12 protein-coding genes and 1 pseudogene are annotated in these 12379 nt (G+C 40.4%); 6 read left to right on the top strand and 7 right to left on the bottom strand.

Annotated features, from left to right (window positions below; all coding sequences use genetic code 11):
- Position 1 precedes the first annotated feature (1 nt).
- From LU635_RS05555 to LU635_RS05565, 3 genes are all read right to left on the bottom strand, one after another.
- Positions 2-1126, bottom strand: coding sequence for an efflux RND transporter periplasmic adaptor subunit (locus tag LU635_RS05555; RefSeq protein ID WP_240097060.1), 1125 nt, complete (start codon positions 1124-1126; stop codon positions 2-4).
- A gap of 81 nt (positions 1127-1207) precedes the next feature.
- Positions 1208-1369 (bottom strand): hypothetical protein, encoded by a 162-nt coding sequence (locus tag LU635_RS05560; protein WP_240097062.1) that lies wholly within the window; start codon positions 1367-1369, stop codon positions 1208-1210.
- A gap of 6 nt (positions 1370-1375) precedes the next feature.
- Positions 1376-2437, bottom strand: a complete 1062-nt coding sequence (locus LU635_RS05565) for an isoaspartyl peptidase/L-asparaginase family protein (protein WP_240097063.1) — start codon at positions 2435-2437, stop codon at positions 1376-1378.
- A gap of 135 nt (positions 2438-2572) precedes the next feature.
- On the opposite strand from LU635_RS05565, the gene LU635_RS05570 reads away from it, so the two are divergent.
- From LU635_RS05570 to LU635_RS17290, 3 genes and pseudogenes are all read left to right on the top strand, one after another.
- Positions 2573-3115, top strand: coding sequence for a 3-hydroxyanthranilate 3,4-dioxygenase (locus LU635_RS05570; protein ID WP_240097064.1), 543 nt, complete (start codon positions 2573-2575; stop codon positions 3113-3115).
- Positions 3116-3175: 60 nt separating this feature from the next.
- Complete coding sequence (amaB, locus tag LU635_RS05575) at positions 3176-4729, top strand: L-piperidine-6-carboxylate dehydrogenase (RefSeq protein WP_240097065.1); 1554 nt, start codon at positions 3176-3178, stop codon at positions 4727-4729.
- A 503-nt stretch (positions 4730-5232) separates the two neighbouring features.
- Positions 5233-5299, top strand: a pseudogene (locus LU635_RS17290) (YkvA family protein); the annotation flags it as partial.
- Between the two features lie 158 nt (positions 5300-5457).
- Here the strand turns inward: LU635_RS17290 and LU635_RS05585 are convergent.
- The 4 genes from LU635_RS05585 to LU635_RS05600 form a co-directional block, all read right to left on the bottom strand.
- Positions 5458-6462, bottom strand: a complete 1005-nt coding sequence (locus LU635_RS05585; RefSeq protein ID WP_240097066.1) for an acyl-ACP desaturase — start codon at positions 6460-6462, stop codon at positions 5458-5460.
- Between the two features lie 159 nt (positions 6463-6621).
- Positions 6622-7350, bottom strand: a complete 729-nt coding sequence (locus tag LU635_RS05590; RefSeq protein WP_240097067.1) for a metallophosphoesterase family protein — start codon at positions 7348-7350, stop codon at positions 6622-6624.
- 1 nt (position 7351) lies between these two features.
- Positions 7352-8488 (bottom strand): ATP-binding protein, encoded by a 1137-nt coding sequence (locus LU635_RS05595; protein WP_240097068.1) that lies wholly within the window; start codon positions 8486-8488, stop codon positions 7352-7354.
- A gap of 27 nt (positions 8489-8515) precedes the next feature.
- The gene (locus tag LU635_RS05600; RefSeq protein WP_240097069.1) at positions 8516-9268 is read right to left on the bottom strand and encodes an SDR family NAD(P)-dependent oxidoreductase; all 753 of its coding nucleotides are present in this window, start codon (positions 9266-9268) and stop codon (positions 8516-8518) included.
- Positions 9269-9430: 162 nt separating this feature from the next.
- Between LU635_RS05600 and LU635_RS05605 the strand changes: the two genes are divergently transcribed.
- From LU635_RS05605 to LU635_RS05615, 3 genes are all read left to right on the top strand, one after another.
- Positions 9431-10279, top strand: coding sequence for a DUF4382 domain-containing protein (locus tag LU635_RS05605; RefSeq protein WP_240097070.1), 849 nt, complete (start codon positions 9431-9433; stop codon positions 10277-10279).
- Positions 10280-10433: 154 nt separating this feature from the next.
- Positions 10434-11438 carry an AAA family ATPase gene (locus LU635_RS05610; protein ID WP_240097072.1) on the top strand — a complete coding sequence of 335 codons (1005 nt, stop codon included), beginning with the start codon at positions 10434-10436 and terminating at the stop codon, positions 11436-11438.
- 73 nt (positions 11439-11511) lie between these two features.
- Complete coding sequence (locus tag LU635_RS05615) at positions 11512-12378, top strand: DUF58 domain-containing protein (protein WP_240097074.1); 867 nt, start codon at positions 11512-11514, stop codon at positions 12376-12378.
- The last annotated feature ends 1 nt before the right edge of the window (position 12379 follow it).

Consider the following 12379-nt stretch of genomic DNA (forward strand, 5'->3'; position numbering starts at 1 on the left):
GTTATTTTAAAACGGTATCAAATGAATCAACAATGCTGTCCAGGCTTACCTGCTGAGGTTCAATTTTCATTCCTGGACTTACTTTGTCAGTGCCTTTGGCCAGAATGAATTCCCCTTCCTCAACTCCATCATCTTCGTGAACCACATAAATATTCTGAGTTTCACCCATAATTTCCAGAGCCCTGGAAACAAGCGTATCTGCCACAACCTTAAAAACAAAGGTTTGGCCCTGTCTTTCATAGGTAGACAGACTGGGAACAACAAGAGCATTCTTATAGGTCTTGGGCACTTTTATGGTGCCGCTGCTACCGTTTCGCAGAAGTCCGGTATTTTTAAATTTCGCACGGAAATTAACTGTTCCCGTCTGCTCATCTATATTACCTGATATGCTTTCTATGACTCCTTCTTCTGAGTATTCTTTAGAATTGGCCAGGATAAGTTTCACCTTTGGTAAATTTGAGATCTTTTTCTTCATGCTTCCTCCTTTGGTAGTTTGCATGAAATCAAGAAAGTCTTTTTCATTCATAGAAAAATTCGCGAATACCTCTTCTATGGAGGAAACCTTTGTAAGCGGCATTTGATCCTGTGGGCTTACAAGAGCACCTTTTCGAAAGTTAATCTTGCCCACCACTCCATCAACCGGACTTTTAATATTGGCGTATCCTATATTTGCTGAGATACTATTGTAGTTGCTTTTGGCCTGTTCTAATCTGGCCCTGGCAGTTTCAAGCTGGACCTCACTTATTATGTTCTTTTCTACGAGAGGCTCGAGTTTATTTACTTCTACCTGTGCTGCATTTACATTGGCTTTGGCAGCCCTTGCGTCCTGATTAAGGGATTCAGTTTCCAGTTTAAAGAGGGTTTGTCCCTTTTTTACTTCTGCACCTTCTTCTACGAGCACATCGGTAATATAACCTGAAACTTTTGCTCTCACGCCGCTATTTACGGTGCCTTCAATAAAGGCAGGATAAGAATTATAAGTGGTGATGGTTTTTCTGGGAACTTTTAAAACCGGATAGGAAGGTACCGCTCCCTTGGCTTCCTGATCGCCTGATTTGTCATTTCCGTTGCAGGCCAGAATTATACTTGCCGAGACGCTAAATAATATGAATCTTAAAATTTTCATTTTCTTGGACGAAATATTTAAATGCCAGGTATTTTCGCAATGGCAGATTTTAAATTTTGTTTCTGTGTCTCCGGATAGTCTTTAATTAGTAAACTCCTTATTTTTTCTGATATTTTCGGGATTATGCTTTTGGTTATAGGAGGTAGGCTTTTCTATCAGCTGAAGTTCAGTATTCACCGAACTAAAAAACCGGAAAGATTTTAAAAAAGGAAGATCCCTGGAGCCCGCCTCTGGGATTTTCATCAAAATTTATTCGCCATAAATACCAATTTTCAACTCTCCATTTTTATTCATCGTTGCCCGGTACATTCCGGCAGTATTGAATTCCATAGAAACGTTTCCTTCATGGTCAATGGCGATAATACCACCATCCCCTCCAAGTTCAGGTAATTTTTTCTGGATCACTTCATGAGTGGCATCCTGAAGGCTTAAGCCTTTATATTCCATGATTGCTGAAATATCATAAGCAACAACCCCGCGAATAAAATATTCTCCCCAGCCTGTGCTTGAAACTGCGCAGGTCTTGTTGTTGGCATAAGTTCCCGCGCCGATAATTGGCGAGTCTCCTATCCTGTTATACTTTTTATTTGACATTCCTCCTGTAGACGTTCCGGCAGCAAGATTTCCGTTTTTGTCTAAGGCAGCACAGCCTACAGTTCCAAATTTTTCGTCTTTTATCAAAGGATCGTAGAAGGCAGTCTTATTTCCCGTCTTTTCTCGATCCCGTGCGCGTTCCATGGCCTTAAACCGTCTTTCCGTATAGAAATATTCCGGATCAACTATTTCAAGCCCCTGTTCTTTTGCGAATTGTTCTGCGCCTTTTCCGGAAAGCAGTACGTGGTCTGAATTTACCATTACCTCATACGCCAGGTTTATAGGGTTCTTAACATTGGTAACACCTGCAACAGCTCCGGCATTAAGGGTGGCACCATCCATTATGGATGCATCCAGCTCGTTCTTCCCTTCATTGGTGAAAACCGCCCCTTTGGCTGAGTTGAAAAGGGGACTGTCCTCCATCACGTTGATAGTTCTCTGGACCGCCTCAAGGGCAGTACCGCCATTTGCAAGGATTTCATGTCCTGTTCTAATGGCTTCTTCCAGTTTGGCCTTATATGCCTGCTCCAGGGAATCGCTCATATTCTCTTTCAGAATGGTTCCTGCGCCTCCATGGATCACTATTCCGAAATTTGGAAGGCTATCATTTTCAGTGGTTTCTTCAGATTTGGGATCAACATCTACCGAAGTTTTTGAAGTATTCTCATTACATGAGATAAATAATATCAGGCTAAAAAGCAGGAGTATTTTTTTCATAAAGAATTGATTTGAGCCGAAAGTTAATCAAATTAGCTAGAAAGTTATTAAGCGAATAAATAAGAGGCTTAAAATTATTGTGCGATTATAAGTCTGTGTAAAGCATATTGAGTAATTTTAAGTAAAATACTGATTATGGCAGTCGAAGGACCTTTCAATTTACACAAATGGATAGAACAGAACCGGGAAAGCTTAAAGCCACCGGTAGGAAACCGAAACCTTTATAGGGAATCTGGTGATTATATAGTGATGATCGTAGCCGGTCCGAATGCCCGGAAGGATTATCATTATAATGAAACCGAAGAATTATTTTACCAGCTTGAAGGAAATATCGAGGTTCATATCCAGGAAGACGGAAAAAAGAAAACCATGAAACTTGGGCCCGGGGACATGTATCTGCATCCGGCCAAGATCCCTCACTCACCGGTTAGACACGATGGATCTATCGGTCTGGTAGTCGAGAGGAAAAGACTTAATGAAGAAGGAAAAGACGGATTGATCTGGTATTGTGATAATTGCAATAATAAGCTTCATGAAGTATATTTTCCCCTGCATGATATAGAAACAGATTTTTTAAAACATTTCAGGGATTTCTACAGTAACAAGGACCTGAGAACCTGTAATAAATGTGGTGAGGTGATGGCTGTTGATGAGCGGTTCACAGCAGTCGAGGAATAGCGATTTATTTTTACTATTTTCGCAACAACTACACAAATTAATCGATAAAAATGCAATTTAATGAGCAAAATAGCTGAAGAATTCGGGATTAAACAAGCCCTGAAAGATTTAGGTTTAAGTGATATTAATAATGGTACCTCAACCGGAGAAGACTGGTTTGGTGATGGTGACATTATAGAGTCCTATTCGCCAGTTGATGGTGCATTGATTGGAAAAGTAAAGGCCACGACAAAGGAAGATTATGAAAAGGTGATCACTACAGCCGAGAAGGGTTTTAAAGAGTGGAGAACCTGGCCTGCCCCGCAAAGAGGTGAAGTGGTTCGTCAGTTTAATGATGAGCTACGCAGGCTAAAGAAACCTTTAGGAAAACTGGTTTCTTATGAAATGGGTAAATCTTATCAGGAAGGTCTTGGTGAGGTTCAGGAAATGATAGATATCTGTGATTTTGCAGTAGGTCTATCAAGACAGCTGCATGGACTCACCATGCATAGTGAACGTCCCGGACATAGAATGTATGAACAGTACCATCCTCTTGGAGTTGTGGGAATTATTTCAGCCTTCAATTTTCCTGTGGCGGTATGGTCGTGGAATACAGCTTTAGCCTGGGTTTGTGGAGATGCCTGTATCTGGAAAGGTTCAGAAAAAACACCTCTTACTTCAGTAGCGTGCCAGAACATCGCGGCAAGAGTATTTGCCGAAAACAATGTTCCTGCAGGAATATCTTCTTTGATCACCGGAGATTACAGGGTGGGTGAAATGATGACTACAGACGATCGTGTACCTCTTATTTCCGCAACGGGATCTATAAGAATGGGTAAAATAGTAGCGCAGGCTGTTGCTGCACGTCTTGGAAAATCCCTTCTTGAATTAGGAGGTAACAATGCCATCATTGTCACACCGGATGCCAATATCAAGAATACAGTGATAGGAGCTGTGTTCGGTGCGGTAGGAACATGTGGACAGCGTTGTACTTCCACCAGAAGACTTATCGTTCACGAAGATATATATGATAAGGTTAAAGACGCTATTGTAAACGCATATAAACAGATTAGAATAGGCAATCCGTTGGACGAAAATAACCATGTTGGTCCACTAATCGATAAGGACGCTGTGAAGAATTATCAGGCTGCCCTGGATAAAGTGGTGGAAGAAGGCGGAAAAATACTTGTTGAAGGTGGCGTACTTGAGGGTGAAGGTTACGAAAGCGGATGCTATGTTAAACCGGCCATAGCTGAGGCAGAGAATCACTTTGAGATCGTGCAGCATGAGACATTCGCACCCGTACTTTATATCATGAAATATTCGGGAGATGTGAGTAATGCTCTTAAGCTTCAGAATGGAGTTAAACAGGGTCTTTCTTCGGCGATCATGACAAATAATTTGAGGGAGGCTGAAAGGTTCCTTTCTGCGGAAGGTTCAGATTGCGGGATCGCCAATGTGAATATTGGTACTTCCGGCGCTGAAATTGGTGGTGCATTTGGTGGTGAGAAAGAAACCGGTGGAGGAAGGGAATCAGGATCTGATGCCTGGAAAATCTATATGAGAAGACAAACCAATACTATAAACTATACAACTGAGCTGCCTCTTGCGCAGGGAATCAAGTTCGATCTGTAGTTTAATTAATTATAAGTTTAATATAAACCCGCTTTATCTCTAAAGCGGGTTTTTTGTATTCTTCTATTTACTTTATCGAAAGGATTTCCGGCAACGATGTTAAATATGTTCATGCCTTATAAGGCTAATAAAATGGCAGAAATTTTGAGTGAAACAATCGGTCCTTCATAGTTAAATTACTTATAAACCACAGGTGTTTTTTGTCTCAGATTACGATATTCTGTACTTTGGGACTTCATTAATTTAAAGGTTTTATGAGTAAATTTTCTAAGGAAGAAGTGAAAGAAGCTCATTCAAGAAGAGCGGAGGCATTTGAGAAAGAGGATATTGGGAAAGTGATCGAAGAGGAGCAAGAGATCCTTGATAAATTTGAAAATAAGGGAAAATTGAAAAGGTATCTGGATGATGCGATGATTCTTTTTTCGCTTATAAAAGATTATGCAAGTGGAGTCTATCGTGAAATCCCGTTTAATATTATAGCGGCAGCTGGAGCTGCCTTATTGTATGTTTTGTCACCCATTGATCTTATTCCGGATTTTATTCCGGTAATAGGTTATTTAGATGATGCCGCGGTAATTGCGTTTTGTTTGAATCTCATGGAAAAGGACCTTGCTGCCTACAAAGTCTGGAAAGGAAAAAGAACTCCGGTTTCTTCCTGAAAAGCTAAAATATAGGATAAAAAAACCGCTTCATTGGAAGCGGTTTTTTTATTTATGGTCACTAGATCACTAGATCATGCCGTTGGCCTCAACCCATTTGAATTTATGAGGGTCCTGAGGAATGGCAATTCTTTCTGCGATTCTTGACATTCTATCAGGAAGAGCCATTAAATAATCCCTGGCTTTTTCGGCTTCGTCAGTAAGCGATCTCATTTTATCTATTTCCCAGTAGGCATTAAGCTTTTTCAGGATATCTATATAATCATAGGTGGTATAGACTCCCAGTCTTTGTGCGGCATTTGAGAAGTTTTCAAAAGCTTCTGCGATTCCCTGCCCTGATTCCCTGATGAACTGGGCCGGCATTACGATCTTTTTCTTCATCATATCCTGAAAGGCCAGCATCATCTCACTAGGATCATGTTCAAAGATGGTCTTTACAAATTCCCTGTAGGCCATGTAATGTCTCATCTCGTCGCCGGCAATAATATTACACATCTTCCCGAGCATCTTATTTCCTTTTTTCTTGGCCAGCTGTCCCACCCTTTTATGGGAAATATTGGTTGCCAGTTCCTGGAAACTTGTGTAAACAAAGTTTCGGTAAGGATCTCTTCCTGTTCCGATATCAAAACCATCATTGATCAAATACTGAGTGGTCTTTTCAATTTCTTTCATGTTCACTCTGCCCGAAAGGTAGAGGTACTTATTCAGTGTATCACCGTGACGGTTCTCTTCCCCGGTCCAGTGACGCACCCATTTCGCCCATGCATTATGATTTCCTTTGGATTTGCCGTGCTGCTCCACTCCTTCCATGTCCATAAGCCAGGATTCGTAAGTAGGCAGTGCTTCTTCGGTTACCATATCTGCCACAAGTACCACCCAGAAATCATAGCCAAGCTCCTTAGCCTCTTCCCTAATTTGGTGCACCTGTTCAAAACCTTCTTCACCCTGTAAATTGGGCAAAAGATCTGTAGGTTGCCAAATCTCTTCAACAGGAATAAGATATTCATCTATAAACCCCTGAACAGATTTTTCAACTGTTTGCATCACCTCTAAACGTATATTGTCTAATGCCATTCTTTAATTTTTATTAAGCTATTTCAATAGCTTTACTTATTCTATACCGCAATAAACACGCGGTTTTTTATAATTCCAAACCATCTGGTGATTTTAAAACCGGAATAGATTGAACTTCAAATATATGAATATGATTTTAGAGCAAATAATAAAAAAAGCCTAATTTCTACCCTGTTCATCGGGATAAAAAGTATGCACGGGATCACTTTGATAAACCTCTTTGGTCTCCACATCAATTGCCGAAATAGGACCTTTAAAAGCAGCTCCGGTATCCACATTCCAGATATTGGCCTTATTGTATGGCCTTGTTTTTCCTATTCGGGTTACAGGCGTGTGGCCTATATATATCTCCGAAAAATGTTTCAGTCGTCTTGGGTAATATGAATCTTCCGGTTCAAGCCCTTCATCCATAGACAGGACCATTTCCCAAAGCGTTCTGTCCCAATAGAAGCCTGTTTCATAATATTCATAGTCGGGTCCGTGAAGATTGGTAAAACCAGCATGGACAAACAATCTTTCCTTATCATCCTTATAGAAATTGAACATATCTCTAAAAAACCGGACATGTTCTTCCTTTTCTTCTTTTGTAAAATTACGGTAAGCGTCAATGCTGGACTGCCCGCCATGTTCCAGCCATTTCTGGTTCATTTCCCCGTTTTCCAGCCATTTATGTGCCAGATCATCGTGATTCCCCCTAATAAAAATACAGGAATTCTGTCTCGCCAGGCTTATAAGATAGGTAACGGTATTGGCCGAATCACTCCACCCATCCACATAATCTCCAAGGAAGATCAGTTTGTCATCTGGAGTAAGGTCTATGCGTTCCAACAACTGGATCAATGCCTTAAGCCCACCGTGCAAATCGCCAATTACTAGTTTTCTGGGCATATTAATTATATTTCACCTTTCTTAAAATTCGCATACTTTCTTTATAGGACTGGTAAATTTCCTGATTATAAGCCTTAAGATAAGGTTTGGCTTCCTCGAGTTTGGTTAAAGCTTCTTTAAAATTATTCAAATAACATAATAAATAAGTAGACGGAAGGTTTTTCAGGTCTTTTTTCTGACCGGGAGTTAACTCATAGCCTTTTTCCAATTTCTGAATAAGAGTCTTGTTGGTGTTATAGATATGATAAAGGGTTCTTTTATCGAACCTGGGAGGCTCAAACAACAATTTACTGTCTATATCATAACTCCCATTATCCCTGAATCTTATCATCACTTCTTCAAGTGGATAGTATTTGAACTGATCATGTAATCCCAGGTGGACATACTCTATGATCCTGAAAAAATCTTTGTCCAGGCTAATACTTACTTCATCAAGATCTGAATAGAACAATTTTACCTGCTCATTGATAAGTTCGATATCAACACGGGAAAAATAACTTTCATTCTTCATTTTTTTCTCCTTTCCGGCCCAGCATACCACGAAATATTCTTTAAAAACCTTATAGGTGGGATTGTAATCCCTTCTTTTTTTCATAAAATCGAAGACACCATCCAGTGTATATTCAATATTATTATGAGAGTGGTTCTCTATGGAAGCCACCTGCGAGGAGTTCACGTCTTTTATTTCGATGTCAAAGACCTTAGGCATGCTGATGCTTCCGTCTCTAAGAAACACAGAGCCGCCGTAATACTTCCAGATATTCTTTCTGAAAGAACATATTTTTCCATGGTTAGGCCTGATGGTGACCAAACCTACCACGAGATTGTCCGGGAGATGGGGGAAAGGAATGTTCTCATAGGAGATAATAGGAGGATTTGTTAGATAGGCATTCACCAGGTTCTGGATCTTACTATCATCAAAAAAATCGATACCTACAATTTTGCTATCCTCATCTTCAACGCCTATCACTATGTAGGAGTTATTCTCAGGATTTGAATTGGAAAGGGCGCATATATGTTTAAGAAATTTAGCCTTGCCTTCTTTTTCGCCAATATTGAGCTGCCGCTTTTTGTCATAAAAGCTGTTCTCATCATTATGTGCTAGCAAATTCTTAATAAGAAGGCGTTTGTTGATCATTGCTGAATATGTATTAAGCTCAGAGCTTTAAGCTTTTTTATCTACAATAGTACTTGTGGCCTGCGCGGTAGGCATTACTGTAAGATCTGCAATATTCACATGATAAGGTCTGGTAACCACAAAATGAATGATATCGGCAATATCCTCAGGCTGCAGCGCTTTGAATCCCTGGTATACTTTTTCAGCCTTTTCAGAATCGCCTTTAAATCTAACATCGCTGAATTCGGTTTGTACCAGGCCAGGGTTAATAGCGCCTACCCGTATTCCATTCCCATTAAGATCTATTCGCATCCCCTGGTTTATTGCATCTACCGCATGTTTGCTGGCGCAATACACATTCCCATTAGGATAGACCTCTTTTCCGGCAGTAGAACCAATATTGATAATATGGCCGGATTGTCTTTCCATCATCCCCGGAATTATGGCCTTGCTAACATATAACAAACCTTTTACGTTGATATCCAGCATGGCTTCCCAGTCTTCGATGCTTCCTGATTGAATAGGGTCCAGGCCATGTGCATTGCCAGCATTGTTTACCAGGATATCGATGTTTCTGAATTCCTCAGGTAATGATTCAATATTGTGGAAAACATCCTCCTTTTTCCTCACATCAAAACTGAGGATTTGCACCTCAGTTTTCATACTTAATTCTTTTTTTAGTTTTTCAAGACGCTCTTTTCTACGTCCGCAAAGAATAAGTTTAATTCCTTCGCTGGCGAATCTTTTTGCTGTAGATCTACCAATCCCACTGGTAGCACCGGTTATCAGGGCAGTTTTCATGTTTCTAATTTTTATTTCTAAGGTAATAAAGTATTGCTTAGCATGCTTCCACTTTTTATTAAAGCATGGTTAAGCTCCGTTAAATTTCGTTAAATAAGGTAAGCCAAACAAAATCTAGCACAAAGCTTGCCGTTATCCTGCCAAAACCAATAATGTCTACTTATGAAATATTTGAAAAGTCTTACTTTAAAAAGCTTAATGATCGCTACCCTGGTATCCTTTGGATTAATTAGTTGTAGCGAAGATGATTCCAGTACAAACAATGGGGAAGGAACAGCAAACCTGACTGTTAGAATGACCGACGCTCCAGGTGATTACGATGCAGTTCTTGTGGATGTTCAGGATGTTGAGATACATGTTGAAACTGAAGCTGAGGGAGAACTTGAAGGTGATGAAGATGGTGATGGCTGGATTAGCGTTGGTGACGTGGAAACCGGTGTATATGACCTTCTCGAACTTACTGGAGGAGTTTCCCAGTTGCTTGCAGACACTGAGGTGCCGGCAGGTTTTGTTAGTCAGATGAGACTGGTTCTTGGATCTGAAAACAGTGTGGTGATAGATGGGGAGAGCAAACCTCTTAACACTCCAAGTGCACAGCAATCCGGATTAAAACTGCAGATAAATCAGGAGTTTATAGCAGGCGAGAACTACGCCTTCCTGCTTGATTTTGATGTTGACAAATCTGTGGTAACTACAGGTAATGGAAGTTATAACCTAAAACCTGTAATTAGAGTTAGTGCTGAGGCAGATGCAGGAATGGTAGTTGGTAAAGTTATAATTCCTGAAACTATAGAAATCGATGTTCAGAGTTTGGCCGTACTTACTAATGGAAGTATTACCGTGTCAGCTTATACTAATGATGAAGGGGAATTTGCTCTGAAAGGTGTACCGGCCGGAACATATACTCTTACTATAACTCCACAGAGCGATGTTGATTTAGATGTCCATACAAATACTGAGGTTGAAGTTAGACCAAATGAAACTACAGATTTGGGAGAGATCGAATTGTAATAGATCTTCTAAAAAAATATTCTTGAGAAGGCAGTACATTGGTACTGCCTTTTTTTATTTTTAACTTTATTTTAACAACTCAAAATCCAATAAATTTTCAATTTGCGGCGCTTACTTCAAGTGCGTATATTCACGACATCAAAATCTGAAAATCATGATGGAAAACGATTCATCTGTTGATATTGCCAGTATTAACGAGAAAATTGAGAAAGAAAGTGCTTTTGTAGACCTGCTCACCCGTGAAATGAACAAGGTGATCGTTGGTCAAAAGCACATGGTAGAACGTTTACTAATAGGTCTTTTGGGCCAGGGCCACATCCTGCTTGAAGGGGTGCCCGGTCTGGCCAAGACCCTTGCGATCAATACACTTGCGCAGGCAGTTCATGGAAGTTTTAGCAGGATACAGTTCACACCCGACCTTTTACCTGCAGATGTTATAGGTACCCTTATCTATAATATGAAGGTGAGTGATTTCAGTATCAAAAAAGGACCCATCTTCGCCAATTTCGTACTCGCCGATGAGATCAACCGTGCCCCGGCAAAAGTACAATCAGCCCTGCTGGAAGCTATGCAAGAAAAGCAGGTGACCATTGGGGATGAGACATTCAAGCTGGATAAACCATTTTTAGTGATGGCAACCCAGAACCCGGTAGAACAGGAAGGAACCTATCCTCTACCTGAAGCTCAGGTGGACCGTTTTATGCTCAAAACAGTAATAAAATATCCTCAGATGGCCGAAGAGCAGCTCATTATAAGGGCGAATCTGAAAGACGGTTTTGAAAAAGTAAACCCGGTGGTAGATCTCGAACAGATACTTAGGGCGCAGGGTGCAGTTAGAGAGGTATATATGGACGAGAAAATTGAAAAATATATCCTTGATATTGTATTCGCTACACGTACTCCGGAAAAATATAATCTTGAAGATATCAAGCCTTTGATAAGTTTTGGAGCTTCTCCAAGGGGTAGTATTAACCTGGCAATAGCATCAAAATGTTATGCCTTTATCAAACGTCGCGGTTATGTGGTGCCGGAAGACGTACGCGCCGTGGTACACGATGTTCTTCGTCACAGGATAGGGATCACTTATGAAGCCGAAGCTGAAAACATCACTTCTGAAGATCTTGTAAATAAGATCGTGAACGAGATTGAAGTACCCTAGAAAAAGTTAGCGGTAGACAGTCGCAGTGCATAAAAAAACTATAAACTGCTACTGAAAACTGCGCACTGAAATTATGGATACAAAGGAACTCCTTAAAAAAGTACGAAAAATCGAAATCAAGACCCGCAGACTGAGCGATCACGTCTTTGGCGGGGAGTATCATTCTACTTTTAAGGGAAGAGGGATGACCTTTAGTGAGGTTAGGGCATATCAGTTTGGAGATGATGTAAGAAGTATTGACTGGAATGTCACGGCACGTTATAATGAACCTTTTGTAAAGGTTTTTGAGGAAGAAAGGGAGCTTACCATGATGCTCGTGGTGGATATTTCAGGTTCTGAAATGTTTGGTACACAGCAGCAGTTCAAAAAGGATGTGATTACAGAGATAGCCGCTACGCTGGCTTTTTCAGCTACTAATAATAATGATAAAATAGGCCTGCTGTTATTTACAGATCGAATCGAACTTTATATTCCGCCAAAAAAGGGTAGGTTTCATGTCCTTCGAATCATTCGGGAGCTCCTGGAATTCAAACCTGAAGGCAAAAATACTGATATTGCCGGTGCCCTGAAATATCTATCCAATGTGATGAAAAAGAAAGCTATTGTCTTTCTGCTTTCAGATTTTATGGCTGATGATTATCAGCATACACTTAAAATAGTTGCTGGGAAACATGATGTTACGGGTATTAGGGTCTTTGATAGGATGGAAGAGAGAATTCCCAATCTGGGTCTGGTACAAATGTTGGACGAGGAAACAGGCGAATATGTGAATGTGAATACTGGCTCAAAATCGGTTCGTCGTGCATATTCAAAATATTATCAGGAGCGGCTTGATTACTTCCATCAAAGCTTTTCCCTGAGCGGTGCCGGAATAATTAATAACCGTACCGATGAAAGTTATGTGAAAAAATTACTGGGCTATTTTAAAAGAAGGGCTTAAA

The organism is Christiangramia crocea (assembly GCF_022410465.1).
Classification (GTDB): Bacteria; Bacteroidota; Bacteroidia; order Flavobacteriales; family Flavobacteriaceae; genus Christiangramia; species Christiangramia crocea.